Below are 15,738 nucleotides of genomic sequence, written 5' to 3'. Positions count from 1 at the left end.
GCGTATATGGCTGAGAGCACTGTGACCGTACGAGAAGCCCGTGCGCACTTGGCGGACCACATCAATCGTGCCGAGCAGGGCACACCCACGGTGATCACCCGCAACGGCGTGCCCGTCGCGGCCGTGGTGCCGATCGAGGACTTCGACGCGCTGGAAGAAGCGGCCGATGTGCTGCTGGCCCGGGAGGCGGAAGAGGTCCTGGCCACGGGCGGCCCCACCGTGACCATGGCCGAGCTGTTGGCAGACCTGTTCGCCGAGCGCACAGACGACGCGGCATGAAATACGCGTTCCGGTTCACCACAGCGGCCCAGCGGCAGCTTCGTGCCATCGAGCGGCCCGCCGCCATGCGCATCCTCGCCGCGCTGACCGCGCTCGGTGACGATCCGTACCGTGAGGACGCGGACGTCAAGCAACTCAGGGGCTCGTCAGGTCTCTACCGGATCCGGGTCGGCAACCACCGGGTCGCCTACCAGGTCGAGGACGGCGAACTCATCATCCTCGTGGTCACGGTGGGCGACCGGCGCGATAGTTACCGGGGCATCTGACAAGCGGGCCGTCCGGAGCCCCGGGCTCCGGACGGCTACCTGTCCAGGAGCGTCACGCGTCGTCGAGCGCGCACGACCACGCGATGCCGTCGAGGATGTCGTGCTCGCTGACGACGACCTCGCGCGCGCCCGTGCGTTCCATGACCGAGAGCAGGATGAGCGAGCCGGCGGCGATCACGTCGACCCGGCCCGGGTGCATGACGGGGATCGCGGCGCGTTCTTCGTGGGTGGCCGTGAGCAGGCGCTCGGTGATGGCGCGGACCTGCTCGTACGACATGCGGGAGTGGTGGATCGCGGCGGAGTCGTACGCGCTCAGGCCGAGCGCGATCCCGGCCACCGTGGTCACCGAACCGGCGAGGCCCACCAGGGTGCGGGGCTCGCGCAGCGGGACGGTCTCTCCGGCGAGGTCGAGGGCCGCCTCGATGTCGGCACGGATCGCGTCGATCCCGGCGGGGGTGGGCGGGTCGCTGATCACGCCGTCCCGTACGAGGTGGCGTTCCGTCAGCCGTACGCAGCCGACGTCCACGGAGCGCGCGGCCCGTACCTCGGCGTCGCCGACGACGAACTCGGTCGAGCCGCCGCCGATGTCCACGACCAGGTAACTGTCCTGGCCCGGCAGCTCCTTGGTGGCGCCGGTGAAGGAGAACGCCGCCTCCTGGTCGCCGGTGATCACCTCGGGCTCGACGCCGAGGATGTCGCGCACCCCACGGACGAATTCGTCGCGGTTCTCGGCGTCGCGCGAGGCGGAGGTGGCCACGAAGCGGATCCGCTCGGCTCCGTGCTCCTTGATGGCGGCGGCGTACTCGCGGCAGGCGGCGAAGGTGCGCTCCAGCGCCTCGGGGGCGAGGCGGCCCGTCCGGTCGACGTCCTGACCCAGCCGGACGATCGTCATCCGCCGGTCGAGGTCGGTCAGCTCGCCCGTGCCGGGGTGGGCGTCGGCGATGAGCAGGCGGATGGAGTTCGTACCGCAGTCGATGGCGGCGACCCTGGTCATGCGGCTGTCTCCCTCTCACCGGGCGTCAGGCAGGGAGTCACGCAGGGGCCCTTGCTCCACCACTCCGGCAGCATCGCCAGCGCCTCGTCGCCGAGCGGGTTCACCCCGGGGCCCGCCGCCAGCGAGTGGCCGACCAGGACGTGCAGGCACTTCACCCGGTCCGGCATACCGCCGGCGCTGGGGAAGCCCTCCAGCACGTCGATGGCGTCACGGCGGGCGATGTAGTCCTCGTGGGCCGCACGGTACGCGGCGGCCAGCTCGGGGTCGGTCGTGAGGCGCTCGGTCATCTCCTTCATGACGCCGTTCGCCTCCAGCGTGCCGATGGCCGAGGCCGCGCGTGGGCACGTCAGGTAGTACGTCGTCGGGAAGGGGGTGCCGTCGGGGAGCCGGGGGGCGGTCTCGACCACGTCCGGCTGCCCGCAGGGACAGCGGTGCGCGATGGCACGCAGCCCGCGCGGCGGGCGGCCGAGCTGTTCCTTGAAAGCGGCGATGTCCGCCTCGGTGGGCTCGGTGCGTTCGGTCTGCGGAGGGGGCGTGTCCATGCCTGCCTTGGTTCTACGGTTCTACGGTTCTTCGGACTTCGTACGTCGGACTGCTTCGTGTGCTGCTTGAGGCTTCGTACCGCTTCGTGCTGCGGACCGCTTCGGACTCCGGCGTGCCGCGACGTCCGCCGCGGACCTGCGGTCGTCCTACCTGTCCGGGCGGTCGGCGTTGTCGACGCCGTCCAGGACGTTCGAGTACCAGGGGCGGTCGGTCGCTCCCCGTTCCTCGCGCTCCTGCTTCACCGCTGCCGGATCGATCATGGTGAAGGCGGTCTCACCCGGCATCAGGTAGTGCAGATGCTCGCGGGCCTGCCGCTGGATGTACGCGTCGTCCTGGAGCCGCGCCTTCTCGTCGCGCAACTCCTCGACCCGCTGCTTCGCCTCGGCGGTGAGCCGCTCCTGGTCGGCGATCTCGTCCCGCTGCGACACGTACTGCCGCATCGGATACGCGAGCGCCACCACCAGCGTGCAGACGACCAGGGCGAGGAAAGCCGCCCGGCCGGTGAGCCGCGAGCGGCGGTCCTGCCTGCGGCTCTGCGAGCGGTAGACACGGGCGGCGGTCTGCTCACCGAGCACCCGCAGCCTGGTCGCGGTGGAGAACCGGTCCCGGTTCCCGGCCATGTCCCGCCTCCCCTGTTACGTGCGTACGTCCCCGGACACGGTACGGGACCGGGGCCGGGGACGTGACGACGACGGGCGGGTCGGCGCCCGACGGACCTGACGCCCGTTCTGTCACCGACCGCGCGACGCTACCGCCGACCCGCTCAGACGGAGCGGAACCGCGGGAAGGCGCTGCGACCCGCGTACACCGCCGCGTCGTCGAGGATCTCCTCGATGCGCAGCAGCTGGTTGTACTTGGCGACGCGCTCGGAGCGGGCCGGGGCGCCGGTCTTGATCTGGCCGCAGTTGGTGGCGACGGCGAGGTCGGCGATCGTGACGTCCTCGGTCTCACCGGAACGGTGGGACATCATGCACTTGAAGCCGCTGCGCTGCGCCAGCTCGACGGCGTCCAGGGTCTCGGTCAGCGAACCGATCTGGTTCACCTTGACGAGCAGGGCGTTGGCCGAGCCCTCCTCGATGCCACGGGCGAGGCGCTCCGGGTTGGTGACGAAGAGGTCGTCGCCGACGATCTGGACCTTGGTGCCCAGCTTGTCGGTGAGGGTCTTCCAGCCGGCCCAGTCGTCCTCGAACAGCGGGTCCTCGATGGAGACGAGCGGGTACGAGGCGACGAGCTCCTCGTAGTACTCGGTCATCTCGGCGGCCGAGCGGGACTTGCCCTCGAACTCGTAGGCGCCGTCCTTGTAGAACTCGGAGGCGGCGACGTCGAGCGCGAGCGCGATGTCCTTGCCCGGGGTGTAGCCGGCTTCCTTGATGGCCTCAAGGATGAGGTCCAGCGCGGCGCGGTTGGACTCCAGGTTCGGCGCGAAGCCGCCCTCGTCGCCGAGGCCGGTGGACAGGCCCTTCTGCTTCAGGACCTTCTTGAGGGTGTGGTAGACCTCGGCACCCCAGCGCAGCGCCTCGGAGAAGGACTCCGCGCCGATCGGGGCGATCATGAATTCCTGGATGTCGACGTTGGAGTCGGCGTGCGACCCACCGTTCAGGATGTTCATCATCGGAACGGGCAGCAGGTGCGCGTTCGGGCCGCCCAGGTAGCGGAAGAGCGGCAGGTCGGACGCCTCGGAGGCGGCGTGCGCGACGGCGAGGGAGACGCCGAGGATGGCGTTGGCGCCGAGCGACGACTTGTCCGGGGTGGCGTCCAGGTCGAACATGGCCTGGTCGATCAGGCGCTGCTCGGTGGCGTCGTAGCCGACCAGCTCGGGGCCGATCTGCTCGATGACGGCGAGGACTGCCTTCTCGACACCCTTGCCCTGGTAGCGGTTCTGGTCACCGTCGCGGAGCTCAAGGGCCTCGAACGCACCGGTGGAGGCACCGGAGGGGACAGCAGCACGACCCGTGCTGCCGTCGTCGAGGCCGACCTCGACCTCGACCGTGGGGTTGCCTCGGGAGTCGAGGATTTCCCGGGCTACGACGACGTCGATGGACGGCACGAGCATCTCCTTCTGGGATGTGACGCTTGAAGTGCAGGGTCTCTTGGCCTTGCGACATGAGCCTAACGGGCCCGGGGTCTCCGGCCTGCCGGTGCCCGCCCGATGGGACGAAAAGAGGCCCCCATCACGGCCGGAACGGACATAACACCCACGGTGTGGACGGGGCCCGCGCCCGGACGCGCGTCCGGACACGCGCACCGGGAAACGCGCACCGCCCGGTACGCGGGATTCCGCCCGGTACGCGAAACCCCGGCCCGGCGCGATCGGGGGCGTCGCGCCGGGCCGGGGTGGCCGGCCGGGAATGGGGTGACCGGCCGGGAACGGGTCAGCTGAGGTGCAGCCGCTGACCCGGGAAGATCACATCGGCGTCGCGGACGATGTCCTTGTTCAGGTCGAACAGCTTCTTCCAGCCGCCCTTGACGTGGTGCGAGGCGGCGATCTTCGAAAGGGTGTCGCCGGACTTGACCTTGTAGTCGCCGTCGCCCTTCTTGATCGTGGTGGGGCGGCTCGCGCCGCGCGAGGCGTGCTGCTCGGTGGTGCGGGTGGGCTGCGGCGCCTGCGCCTGCCGCTGGGGGGCGGCCTGCTGGGTGCGCTGCGGCTTCGGCTGGGCCTGCTCCTGCGTGCCGGAGCCGGCGGATCCGCCGGTGTACGCGGCGTTGGACAGGTTCACGCCACAGCTCGGCCAGGCGCCCTTGCCCTGACCGGCCAGGACCTTCTCGGCGATGGTTATCTGCTGGGACTTGGACGCCAGGTCGGCGCGGGGCGCGTAGGCGGTGCCGCCGTACGCGGCCCAGGTGGACGAGGTGAACTGGAGGCCGCCGTAGAAACCGTTGCCCGTGTTGATGGACCAGTTGCCGGTGGACTCGCACTGGGCGACCCGGTCCCACTCGGAGGTGGTCGCGGCGGAGGCGGACGTGGTGGCGAACAGCGGGGCCGCGAGAGCGGCACCGGTGATGCCGGCGAGCGTGGCGTAGCGGAAGGCCTTGGACGGACGGGCGTGCTTGGCCTTGACGGAACGCAGCTGCATGAAGTTCTCCTCACCGACGCCTACGAGGTCAGCTGTCGGGTTCGGGCCAAGTGAGTTGCCCGGCCGCGTGCTTGCACACGCGGCTCCACCCCGAGCCGGTCACCGGCCGTCTCTCGACGGCCGTGAACGGCAGCGAACCTTGGGTCCCCCGCTCCTGCCTTCGGCGCTTGACGCGACGACTACTCCCTCGGCCGACGGCAGGATTCGGCGTGCCGGTCGAAGGGGCCCGCGGTGCGAGCGGTTCAGACCGTAATCACAGGCCCACCGGTTGTTCAAAGAAGAACATCCGGGAAAAATCGCCCGTACCCCCCACCGTGAGCCGGTTGTTTCCGCAGGTGGGCGGGGGATCGGGCCAACCGGGGGGCCAAAAGGCCCTAGTTACGGCAAAGAGACCCTTGTCTCACTCGTACAGAAGTGGACATAGGGTCTCTAAGTGCCCGTGGGAGCGGCCTTACTTCACGCCGAGATCAAGGCTCTGGCCAGGGAGGATGAGGTCGGGGTCGGAGCCGACGGTGTCCTTGTTCGCCTCGTAGATCGCGGTCCAGCCGCCGGACACCTTCTGCTGGTCCGCGATGTTCCAGAGGGAGTCGCCGGGGAGGACGGTGTAGGGGGCGTCGGCGGCGTCCGCCGCGCCGGTGCCGCCGCCGGTGATGGCGTCCGTCGAGCCATCCGTCACGCCGTCCGTGATGCCGCCCGCGATGCCATCCGTGACGTTTTCGGACCCTCGTGCCGATCCGTCACCTCGTGAGGCATGGCGGCCGGATTCGCGCTCTTCGTCCGTATTGTCGGATGTGGCATCGTTCGGGGCGGCCGTGCCACGGTGCTTGCCCGTGGCCGGATCGCTGTCGTCCTGGCCGGTGGCGTCCGTCGCGCCCGAGGCTCCGGAGGTGGGCGCCGTGGAGGAACCGGATCCGGTCCGCTCGTCCGCCGACCCCTTCGTACCCGTGCCGGTGCCCGTCGCACTGTCGCCGCCGGTGCTCGCGCCCGGTGAGGGGGTGGACGCCGCGGCGCCGGTGCTCCGGCTCTCCGGCGCGGTCTCGGCGCCCCGGGGCACGGAGCCGGGGTTGACGTCGGGCAGGGTGCCGTCGTTCGTCAGGCCCGAGAGCGGCGCGCAGCTCGCCCAGGCCTTCGGCCCCTGGGCGGCGAGCACCTTCTCCGCTATCGAGATCTGCTGGGCGCGGCTCGCGAGGTCGGCGCGGGCGGCGTACTGCGCGCCGCCGAAGCTGTCCCAGGTCTGCTGGGACAGCTGGAGCCCTCCGTAGTACCCGTTGCCGAGGTCCGCGCTCCACATGCCACCGGTCTCGCAGTCCGCGACGCGGTTCCAGGTGGTGGCGTCGGCGGCACCGGCGGCGCCGGCGCCGAGCAGCGGGATGGCGATGGCCGATCCGGTCACCCCCGCGGCGACGATCAGAGCGGGGGCCTGGCGAGGCCGACGGTGTCTGCCGTTCCCGGAGCGCATGCGGTTGCCTTCCGTGTGACTGTCCGTACGGCCGCGGCGGACGGCCGCCGGGCCGTGGTGATCGTGTAGATCGTCGTGAACGTAGCGGTACTCGAACGCTTGTCACAAGTCGATGCAGCGGAGATCACATGAAAGTCACGGTATTGATGGCGCGTCAGTTCTGCGCAGGCCCGTCGCAGGCCCGTCGTCGGCTCGGCACCGGCCCGCCACCGGCACCGCTGCGGCCGTGTGTTGGCCGGATGCCGGCGCGGCGTCAGCCGGACGTGGGCGTGAACCGCACCGGCAGCGTGCGCAGCCCCCGCATGATGAGTCCGCCGCGCCACCGCAGATCGGCGGGATCCTCCGCGAGCCGGACGTCCGGCAGGCGCGTCAGAAGCGTCGCGAGCGCCGACTGCCCCTCCAGCCGGGCGAGCGGCGCACCGAGGCAGTAGTGGATGCCGTGCCCGTATCCGAGATGCTGGTTGTCGCGCCGCCCGAGGTCGAGGACATCCGCGTCCGCGAAGCGCTCGGGGTCGCGATTGGCGGCCGCGAGGACGACCAGGACGGGATCGCCCGTCGCGATCGGCTGCCCGCCGAGCGTCAGCGGCTCGGTGGCGAACCGCCAGGTCGCGATCTCCACCGGCCCGTCGTACCGCAGCAACTCCTCGATGCCCGTCGCGAGCAGCTCGCCCTCGCCCGCGTGCAGGGAATCCTGGAGCCGTTCGCGCTGTCCGGGGTCGCGCAGCAGGGCGAGCACGCCGTTGCCGATCAGGTTCACCGTGGTCTCGAAACCGGCGAACAGGATGATGAAGGCCATGGCGGCGGCCTCGTTCTCGGTCAGATGTTCGCCGTGATCGCTGGACCGGATCAGATCGGAGATCAGGTCGTCGCCGGGGTTCTCCCTCTTGCGGTGGATGAGCTCGGCGAGATAGGCGCGGATCTTCTTCACGGCGCGTGCCACCCCGCCGCGCGGCCCGCCGCTGTGCCGGATCATCATGCCGGCCCAGTCCCGGAAGTCGTCCTGGTCCTCGGGCGGCACCCCGAGGAGATCGCAGATCGCGTAGATCGGGAGCGGGAAGGCGAAGTCGTGGATCAGGTCCGCCTCGCCCTTGGCGGCGAAGCCGTCGATGAGCTGGTCGGTCAGCTGCTGTACGCGCGGGGCGAACTCGGCGACCCGGCGCGGCGTGAACGCCTTGGACACCAGCCGCCGCAGCCGGGTGTGGTCCGGCGGATCGATGTTCAGCAGATGCGTCATCAGCTCCGCCTTGCGCTCCCCGGGGATCCCCGTCTTCCCCTTCGCGTGCGCCGGCTCGGCGTGATGCACCGGGTTCTTGGAGAGCCGCGCGTCGGCCAGGGCCTGCCGGGCATCCCCGTACCGCGTCACGAGCCACGCCTCGACGCCACTGGGCAGGGCGGTCCTGTGCACGGGCGCGTGCTCGCGCAGCCAGGCGTAGGCGGGATACGGGTCGGTGGCGAACTCCCAGGTGAAGAGCTCGGGCGCGGGGGATGACGACATGCCCCGACAGTAACGCCGGCCGGGCACCGGGCCGCCGGCGCTCCGGGCTTCCGGGCTTCCGGGTTCCCGGGTTCCCGGGCCCCGGACTTCCGGCACTCCGGCCCCTCACGGCTCCCGTTGTACGGCCGTCCGGCGATGCGGCTGTACAACGTATGGCGGCCGTACGCCTGTACGCCTGTACGGCCGTACGGCCGTACGGCGGCACGGCGGCACGGCCGTACGCCTAGACGGCGTGCCCCTCGGCCGCGCGGATCGCCTCCCGGTAGGTACGGGCCGCCGCGCGCAGGGCCGTCTCGGGGTCGATCCCGTCCCGTTCCGCGCGTACGGCGAGGGCGAGGAGCTCGGCGCCGATGCCCCCGCCCGCCGGGAGGGGGACCTCCAGGGCGGCGGTGCGGACGCGGCCCGCGAGCTTGGAGGCGAGGGCGAGGCCGGGCTGGCCCAGGGGGACGCCGTCGGTCACCGAGTCGCGCTGCTTCTCGACCGCCTTGGTCCGGAGCCAGTGCGCCTTGACGTCCTCGGGGGTCTCGGCGGTCTCGTCGCCGAAGACATGGGGATGGCGGTGGATGAGCTTCTCGACGATCGTGGCGGCCACGTCGTCGATGGAGAACGGCTCGATCCCCTCCTCCAGGCCCTCCTGCGCGATCCGGGCGTGGAAGACGACCTGGAGGAGTACGTCTCCGAGTTCCTCGCGCAGCTCGTCGCTGTCGCCGTCCTCGATCGCCTCGACGAGTTCGTACGCCTCCTCGATGCCGTACTTGGCGAGGCCCTTGTGCGTCTGGGTGGACGACCAGGGGCACTCGGTCCTGATCCGGTCCATGACCTGCACGAGGTCGAGGAGCCGGGCGCCGGGCAGGTCGTACGAGCCGGGGAGCAGCTCCAGGTCGGGCATCGACACGCGGCCGGAGCCGGCCAGCCGGGCGAGGCCGTCGGTGAGCGCCGTATCGGTGCCGTCGCCCCCGGAGGCGGGGACGACCACGACCGTACGGCCGCCGGCACACGCGTCGAGCAGTTCACGCGCGGTGGGCGCGGTGTGCTCGACGGTGATGCCGGCCTCGCGCAGATACGGCAGCTGCGGGTGGCCGGCGTCGGCGCACAGCACCCGGTCGGCGGCGTGCAGCGTCTGCCAGGCGGGCCAGGACAGCAGGCCGGGCGCGACCCGGTGGCTGGCGGTCAGCAGGACGATACGGCCGGGGGCCTCGGGAGCTTCGTTTGTCACTCCACGAACCTACCTCCGGCCGGTCCCGGCGTGTCGGCCGCTACCGATGTACGGTCCCGGACACCGGTGGCGGCCGACGGGCCGGCGCCCGTCACGCGTCGGAGGGCTCCTGCTGCGGTGCCTGCACGGTGACCTGCTTGATCCACGGCGTCTCGGCCTCGCCGAGCGTGACCTGCTGGTAGTTCCAGCTGCCGTAGCGCGGATTGACGTCGACACCGAGCTTCTCCGACGTCCTGGTCAGCGCGGCGAGGAACGCCTGCACGCCCTGCGGTGTCGAGACGTCGGTGCCGAGTGCCTGGGCCAGCTTGCCGAGCAGTACGTCACGGCCGATCGCGCTGTCGATCTGCCCCGGGGCGAACGCGCGCTGCTGGAGCAGCATCATCGCGAGCTGCTTCTCGCCGCCCGACTGAGCGGCGGCCTGCTGCCGGGTGGTCTGGATCTCCTTGCGGCTGGTCGTCACCCCGGCGTCGTCGGCGGCCCGCCGCAGAATCCGGTCGAAGATCATGTTGTTCAGTTTGATCTGGTTGAGCTGCCCGGTGTTCTTGATGAGCTGCGCGGACTCCTGCGACGCCTCCTGCGCGGTCCGGACCTCGCGCACCTGGGCCTGCAGTGCGGACACCTCGATCCGCTGCCCCCCGACGACCGCCGCCGCTCCTGGGTGCGCGTCGCTCCCACACGCGGTGAGCAGGGGGGCCGCGGCGAGAAGCGCGGCGGAGAAGGAGAGCGCGGTGCGACGGCGGCGGTGCAAAGGGGGCCTCCCGGCGTGATTGTGCGGCGATGCACAAAGACCTTGCGGTGATCGATGTTAGGCAGTCGGCGTGGCCTGGGCCACTGGTTCGACCAACGATTCACGGGGAGATTCGGGTGCGCGGCCCGGTGGGGCGGCGGTCGGGGGCGTCCGCGGTGCCGTCACCACCGCCTCGCGGGGCCCGTACGGCGGTCCCCTCCGTCGGGCCGGCCGGTAATCCGCGCCCCCACAGCGGCAGTTCACCCCTCGGTCACCTCCACGGCCCCCCTGTTCATTCCGTCGCCGTCGAGCCGTTCACCGGACGCCGCCTACGGTCCCTCTACTGGAAGCTGCCGCCACGCAGGCCTCCCCCCGGGCCTTCCGCGCCCCGCCGGTCTCCTGGCCTTCCGCCGTATCCAGCGCTTCCGGCCCCGCCCGGACGTACGCGGCGGCGCCCCACGCTCCGGAACCGACGAACGGAACGAACGGAATGACTCACGCGACCCTGGCCCGAACGCCGGAACCGGCACCCGGGCCGGAGAGCCTCCCGACACCCTCGGCGGCACCGGCCCCCCAGCACAACCGGATGCGCGCCCTCGACGGGCTGCGCATCCTGGCGGCGCTCATGGTCTGTGTCTTCCACTACGCGGGCAAGGGCCAGGCGAGCGAGGTCTGGAACGGGTCTCCGAAGGAGCTGTTCCCCGACCTGTCCGCCTTCGCCACCTACGGTTCCCTGGGTGTGCAGCTCTTCTTCGTCATCAGCGGCTTCGTCATCTGCATGAGCAGCTGGGGCCGTTCGCTCGGGGACTTCTTCCGCTCCCGTGTCTCGCGGCTCTACCCCGCCTACTGGGTGGCCATCGTGCTGACCACCGCCGCGTGCGTCGCGCTTCCCTGGGTCTCCAAGCCGCTGCGCCTCGACGAGGTGCTGGTCAACCTGACGATGCTCCAGCAGCCCGTGGGCGTGGGCCGGGTGCTGGGCGTGTGCTGGACCCTGTGGGTCGAGGCGCGTTTCTATCTGCTCTTCGCGCTCTTCGTGGTGTGGAAGGGCGTCACCTACCGCCGCGTCGTGATCTTCTGCTGTCTGTGGACCGTGGCCGGCGGACTGGCCCGGGTCGCCGACACCCCGCTCACCGACGAGATCGTGATGCGCGACCACGCGCCCTTCTTCATCGGTGGTCTGGCGCTGTACCTGATCCACCGGTACGGCAGCGACCTGTTGCTCTGGGGCATCGTCGCCACCAGCTGGCTCCTCGGCCAGCGCTACGCCACCACCGCCCTGTGGGACCCCAACGCGACCAACGTCTACCTGGAGCGTTCCCCGTACGTGATCCTGCTGATCGTCACCTTCGCGTTCGCGTCCGTGGCGGCGGTGGCCCTGGGCTGGCTGCGCTGGGCGAACTGGCGCTGGCTGTCGGTCGCCGGAGCGCTCACCTATCCGTTCTATCTCGTCCACGAACATCTCGGCTGGTTCACGATCGCCATCCTGCGCAGGTACTTCGGCCTGGAACCGAGGCTGACCTTCGTCACCACGATCGTCGCGATGCTGGTGCTGGCGTGGCTGATCCACCGGCTGGTGGAGAAGCCGTTCGGTCCGCGCCTCAAGCGCACGATGAAGCGGCAGGCGGAACGACTGGCGGTACGGCTGCGCACGTGAGGACGGGCCGGAGACGATCCGGTGACGGCCCCGACAGCCGCCGCGTGGTCCTGACGACCGCGCGGCGGCGGGGGTCAGCGTCCGGCTTCCGGCGCGTGGTCCGGGCGGAGCAGAATCGTCCGGGAGACGGCGAAGGTGATCGGGACGGCCGCCGCCGCGGTGATCAGCGGCGCGTAGCGGCTGCCCAGGTGCAGGACGTCCACCAGCAGGTACACGCCGCTCGTGGTGATGACGAAATTCGCGGCGTTGGTGAGCGGGAAGAGCAGGAACTTCCGCCACGTCGGGCGGCTCCGATAGGTGAACCGGCTGTTCAGGAAGAACGAGCCGGTCATGCTCAGCACGAACGCGACAACGTGCGCCGCGACATACGGCAGCAGGTGGAGCAGCAGGAGATAACAGCAGTAGTACGTGCCGGTGTTGACCACGCCGACCAGGGCGAACCTGATGATCTGCTCCCGGACCGTCATCTGCGTACGCGCTCTTCCCGGCTCCGCGGTGGCCCCGCCCGGTGCGGAAGCCCGTGCCGGGAGTGTGGCACAGGCCGGTGCCCCGCCCTCCCCACCTTCCCTCCTCCTCGCTTCGCCTCCCCACCCGCCCTCCCCACCCGCTCTCCCCACCTCCGCCCTTCCACCGGGCCGTTGATCTCCGAGCATCAACGGTTCATCTGTTCACCATCCGCTGGTGGTCCCCGGCCCGGTAGTGCGGCGTACGTTCCGCACATGTCATTCCTCCTCAGAAACCGGCTGACCAAGCGGATCGTGCGGCCCGCCGCCACCCATGTCGACAGGCGCGTGGACAAGCGGGTGGACAAGCGCATGGAGCAGCGCGTCGACCGGCGCGTGGACCAGCGCGTCGACCAGCGGGCGAAGCCCGCCGTGGACGCGCTGCGCACCGACCTCGAAACCCTGCGCCGCGAGGTGGCCGAGCTGCGCCGTCACCAGTACGCGACCAGCCTGCTGTTCGACCGTACGGGCCGCGTCAACGACCGGGTGCCGAACGCCGCCGAGGTCGACACCCTGGTGCGTGAGATCGCCGAGTTGACCGGGGAGGACAGTGCGTACGCCCGCCGCGATGTCACTGTCGCCTTCCGCAACGTGGTCGCGCTGGAGGCGCTCGGGGTCGGCCGGCTGGCCGGTACGACCTACAACGTGTGCGGCAAGCTCGCCGCCGTCCCGCTGCTCGCCCCGCCCAACGAGGACGTGCTGGAGATCGGCACCCTGCACGGGCTCTTCGCGGCGACGCTGACCCGGATGCTGCACCGCGCGGGCCTGGAGGCGCGGCTGACGATCGTCGATCCGCTGGCGGGCAGTCAGCTGCAGCCGGGCGCGAAGCAGGGGGCCGAGCCGACCGGTACGCCGGTACGGATGGATGTCGTCCGCGCCAACCTGGCTCTGGCCGGCCGCGCCGGCGCCGAGGCACGGATCCAGCGGGGGCTCTCGGGCGATCCTGAGGTGCGGGCCGCGGTCTCCGACCGCCGCTACGGCGTGATCGTGGTGGACGGCGACCACTCGAAGGAGGGCGTGCTGGCCGACCTGGAGTGGGTCGAGGAGATCATCGCGCCCGGCGGGATCGTCGTCGTCGACGACTACGGGGACAAGAGCTGGCCGGGTGTCCAGCAGGCCGCCGACCAGCATCTCGCCGGTGGCGCTTCGCGCCTGGAGATGCTGGGGCGGGCGGCCACCTCCGCCTTCCTGCGGGCCCGCGCCTGAGCACGGCCCCCCAGGGCCGGGCGATCCGGGACCGGCCTCTCCAGCACCGGCCTCTCCAGCACCGGTCTCTCCGGGACCGGTCCCTCAGCGGTCGCGGAACTGCTGCTGGCGGTCGAGGGCGCGGCGCAGCTCGGCGGGCAGGGCGTGGTGCGGGCCGTACGCGCGCTCCGTGTCCCACAGCAGGGACTGGAACTGCTGCCGCGCCGCCGTGTGATCGCCGACCGCGAGCAGCAGATGTCCGATGCGGTGCCGGATGTCGAAGGCACGGCCCGGGTCGTCGCCGGGCCGCTGCCCGCTCTGGTGGTACGGGAGCACCGCGCGGTACTCGGCCAGAGCGGCGGCCGCGTCGCCGAGTTGCTCCAGGCACTGCGCCGCGTCGTAGCGGTACTGGAGCGTCCCCGCGTCGCCGGGCCCGGCCTCCGCGGCCCGGTCGTCGGCGAGCCGGCGCAGCTCGGGCAGGGCCCGGCGGTACTGGCCGTCGTCCATCAGCGTCGCCGCGTACTGCTTGCGCAGGATGCGGACGACGGGGGAGCGCTCGCCGTGCTCGGCGGCGGCCGCCGGGAGGATGGCGCCGAGGATGTCCACGGCCTGCGTGATGCTGCCCTCGCCGAGGAGGCGCTTGACCTCGTCGACGGCGGCGGCGACGTCGGGGCGGTCCGCCGCGACAGGCGTGTGCCGCGGGGGTGCGGGCACGGACGGCGGGGTGGCGGCCCGGTCGGGCCAGGGGGCGTACGGGCGGCTGAAGGGGCGCGTCGGATCGAGCGGGCCGGCCCCGTGGCCGCCACGCGGGGGCAGGAGCGGGGCGAGCTGCTCGTACACCTCCTGGGCGCCGGCGGGGCGGTGCTGCGGGTCCTTGGCGAGCAGCCGCAGGACGAGCGCTTCCAGCGCCTCGGGGACTTCCGGCCGGAGGCCGCGGATCGGCCGTGGCGGTTCGTACAGGTGGCGGTGGAGCACGCCGAGCGCCGTGGAACCGGCGAACGGGACTTCGCCGCTGAGCAGTTCGTGCAGGAGCACGCCGACGGCGTACAGGTCGGTGTACGGGCCGACCGCGCCGCCCATCGCCTGCTCGGGAGCCATATAGGCGGGGCTGCCGATGGGGGAGCCGGTGTGGGTGAGGCGGGTGGTGTCGGTGTCGATGACGGAGGCGACGCCGAGGTCGAGGACGGTGACCGTGCCGTCGGGCCTGACCATCACGTTCCTCGGCTTGAGGTCGCGGTGGACGATGGGCACGGCGTGCACGGCGGCGAGGACCGCGCACAGCTGGGCGGCGATCGCGACGGCCCACGGCCACGGGTACGGGTCGTGTTCGGCGAGGTGGTCGGCGAGGTCCGCGCCCTCGACGTACTGCATGACGAGGTAGAGGTCCTCCTCGTCACCGCCCGCGTCGTGGACGGTGACCAGGCCGGGGTGGTCGACCTGGGCGGTGACCCGGCACTCGCGGACGAAGCGCCGGCGCATCTCGTCGGCGCCCGTGGCGGCCGCCATCCGGTCCGGGCGGAGCAGCTTCACGGCGACGCGGCGGTCGAGCCGCTGGTCGTACGCCGTCCAGACCTGGCCCATGCCGCCCTGGCCGATGACGGTGGACAGCTCGTAGCGCCCCCCGATGACACGCCCGTTCACCTGCCTTCCCGCTCCTTGTCTTCCCGGCCCTTGCGCAGGAGGTCACTGAGCTCGTCGAGCTCGGCGCGCACCTGGTCGATACGGGGCGCGCGCGGGTGCGGCGGCTGCGCGGGCGGCGGCTGCTGTGCGGGCGGGGGCGGGGTCGGCTGCATGGGCGGGAGCGGCTGCGCGCCCGGGGGTGGCTGCACGGGCGGGAGCGGCTGAAGGGGCCGCGTCGCCCCGGCGGCATACGACGGGTAGCCGTATCCGTACCCGGGTGACGGCGCGTACACGCCCCCCGGCCCCGGGCCGGCCGGGGAGAAGTGCTTGATGTCGGCGACGAGGAAGTGGGCCGTGACCCCGGCCGACATCAGGAAGAGGAGAGCCACCGCGACGACGTCCGGCCCGGTCGGCTCCTCGGAGGCGTCACCCTGGCCCATGAATATCAGCGCGGTCACGCACAGCAGGAGCACGACGCAGAACATCACCCAGTCGCCCGGGCGACGGCGCACGATCGCGATCCGCAGCATGGCCGCCCAGCCGAGGAATCCGATACTTCCCAGCGTCATGGCCACGAACAGCACCCGGAGCATGACGAGCACGGCGGAGCGCGGTCGCCGTGCCGGCGGTGGGGTGTGGCCGTGGCCCTGCAATGCTGCTCCTGGGAAGCGTGTACGGACGTATCGAGTGCGGATCCGAGCGTATACACCGACACCGACAACA

General features: G+C 71.5%; 16 protein-coding genes and 1 riboswitch. Of the genes, 4 read left to right on the top strand and 12 right to left on the bottom strand.

Features of this window, described 5'->3' with window-relative positions; genetic code table 11:
* The first annotated feature begins 6 nt into the window (after positions 1–6).
* Both ACIBAE_RS20220 and ACIBAE_RS20215 read left to right on the top strand, forming a co-directional pair.
* A complete protein-coding gene (locus ACIBAE_RS20220; protein ID WP_399287169.1) occupies positions 7–279 on the top strand; it encodes a type II toxin-antitoxin system Phd/YefM family antitoxin in 273 nt (90 codons plus the stop codon).
* Positions 276–545 carry a type II toxin-antitoxin system RelE/ParE family toxin gene (locus ACIBAE_RS20215; RefSeq protein ID WP_399287167.1) on the top strand — a complete coding sequence of 90 codons (270 nt, stop codon included), beginning with the start codon at positions 276–278 and terminating at the stop codon, positions 543–545. Before ACIBAE_RS20220 ends, ACIBAE_RS20215 begins: the two co-directional genes overlap by 4 nt.
* 52 nt (positions 546–597) lie before the next feature.
* Here ACIBAE_RS20215 and ACIBAE_RS20210 read toward each other — a convergent pair whose 3' ends face one another.
* The 9 genes from ACIBAE_RS20210 to ACIBAE_RS20170 form a co-directional block, all read right to left on the bottom strand.
* Positions 598–1,539 carry an exopolyphosphatase gene (locus ACIBAE_RS20210; RefSeq protein ID WP_399287164.1) on the bottom strand — a complete coding sequence of 314 codons (942 nt, stop codon included), beginning with the start codon at positions 1,537–1,539 and terminating at the stop codon, positions 598–600.
* A complete protein-coding gene (locus tag ACIBAE_RS20205; protein ID WP_399287160.1) occupies positions 1,536–2,081 on the bottom strand; it encodes a DUF501 domain-containing protein in 546 nt (181 codons plus the stop codon). Before ACIBAE_RS20205 ends, ACIBAE_RS20210 begins: the two co-directional genes overlap by 4 nt.
* A 147-nt stretch (positions 2,082–2,228) precedes the next feature.
* Positions 2,229–2,702 (bottom strand): septum formation initiator family protein, encoded by a 474-nt coding sequence (locus ACIBAE_RS20200; protein WP_399287157.1) that lies wholly within the window; start codon positions 2,700–2,702, stop codon positions 2,229–2,231.
* A gap of 143 nt (positions 2,703–2,845) precedes the next feature.
* Positions 2,846–4,135 (bottom strand): phosphopyruvate hydratase, encoded by a 1,290-nt coding sequence (gene eno, locus ACIBAE_RS20195; protein WP_399287154.1) that lies wholly within the window; start codon positions 4,133–4,135, stop codon positions 2,846–2,848.
* A 319-nt stretch (positions 4,136–4,454) separates the two neighbouring features.
* Positions 4,455–5,156, bottom strand: a complete 702-nt coding sequence (locus ACIBAE_RS20190) for a transglycosylase family protein (protein WP_399287151.1) — start codon at positions 5,154–5,156, stop codon at positions 4,455–4,457.
* A 2-nt stretch (positions 5,157–5,158) separates the two neighbouring features.
* A riboswitch (cyclic di-AMP (ydaO/yuaA leader) is annotated at positions 5,159–5,332 on the bottom strand.
* 275 nt (positions 5,333–5,607) lie between these two features.
* Positions 5,608–6,615 (bottom strand): transglycosylase family protein, encoded by a 1,008-nt coding sequence (locus ACIBAE_RS20185; RefSeq protein ID WP_399287148.1) that lies wholly within the window; start codon positions 6,613–6,615, stop codon positions 5,608–5,610.
* A 253-nt stretch (positions 6,616–6,868) separates the two neighbouring features.
* Complete coding sequence (locus tag ACIBAE_RS20180) at positions 6,869–8,110, bottom strand: cytochrome P450 (protein WP_399287146.1); 1,242 nt, start codon at positions 8,108–8,110, stop codon at positions 6,869–6,871.
* Between the two features lie 223 nt (positions 8,111–8,333).
* Positions 8,334–9,326, bottom strand: a complete 993-nt coding sequence (locus tag ACIBAE_RS20175) for a nucleoside triphosphate pyrophosphohydrolase (RefSeq protein WP_399287143.1) — start codon at positions 9,324–9,326, stop codon at positions 8,334–8,336.
* Positions 9,327–9,417: 91 nt separating this feature from the next.
* Positions 9,418–10,074 carry a SurA N-terminal domain-containing protein gene (locus tag ACIBAE_RS20170; RefSeq protein ID WP_399287140.1) on the bottom strand — a complete coding sequence of 219 codons (657 nt, stop codon included), beginning with the start codon at positions 10,072–10,074 and terminating at the stop codon, positions 9,418–9,420.
* Positions 10,075–10,543: 469 nt separating this feature from the next.
* On the opposite strand from ACIBAE_RS20170, the gene ACIBAE_RS20165 reads away from it, so the two are divergent.
* Entirely contained in the window at positions 10,544–11,707 is a 1,164-nt protein-coding gene (locus ACIBAE_RS20165) for an acyltransferase family protein (protein WP_399287137.1), read from the top strand.
* 74 nt (positions 11,708–11,781) lie between these two features.
* Here the strand turns inward: ACIBAE_RS20165 and ACIBAE_RS20160 are convergent, their stop codons facing one another.
* Complete coding sequence (locus ACIBAE_RS20160) at positions 11,782–12,174, bottom strand: GtrA family protein (RefSeq protein ID WP_399287134.1); 393 nt, start codon at positions 12,172–12,174, stop codon at positions 11,782–11,784.
* Positions 12,175–12,426: 252 nt separating this feature from the next.
* On the opposite strand from ACIBAE_RS20160, the gene ACIBAE_RS20155 reads away from it, so the two are divergent.
* Positions 12,427–13,416 carry a class I SAM-dependent methyltransferase gene (locus ACIBAE_RS20155; RefSeq protein ID WP_399287131.1) on the top strand — a complete coding sequence of 330 codons (990 nt, stop codon included), beginning with the start codon at positions 12,427–12,429 and terminating at the stop codon, positions 13,414–13,416.
* Between the two features lie 84 nt (positions 13,417–13,500).
* Here the strand turns inward: ACIBAE_RS20155 and ACIBAE_RS20150 are convergent, their stop codons facing one another.
* Complete coding sequence (locus tag ACIBAE_RS20150) at positions 13,501–15,036, bottom strand: protein kinase (protein ID WP_399287129.1); 1,536 nt, start codon at positions 15,034–15,036, stop codon at positions 13,501–13,503.
* A complete protein-coding gene (locus ACIBAE_RS20145) occupies positions 15,033–15,608 on the bottom strand; it encodes a hypothetical protein (RefSeq protein WP_399287404.1) in 576 nt (191 codons plus the stop codon). Before ACIBAE_RS20145 ends, ACIBAE_RS20150 begins: the two co-directional genes overlap by 4 nt.
* Positions 15,609–15,738 lie beyond the last annotated feature (130 nt).

Source organism: Streptomyces sp. NPDC051569 (assembly GCF_044454085.1).
Taxonomy (GTDB): domain Bacteria; phylum Actinomycetota; class Actinomycetes; order Streptomycetales; family Streptomycetaceae; genus Streptomyces.
Note: the sequence above shows the minus strand (reverse complement) of the source record. Positions and strands in the feature narration are given on the sequence as shown.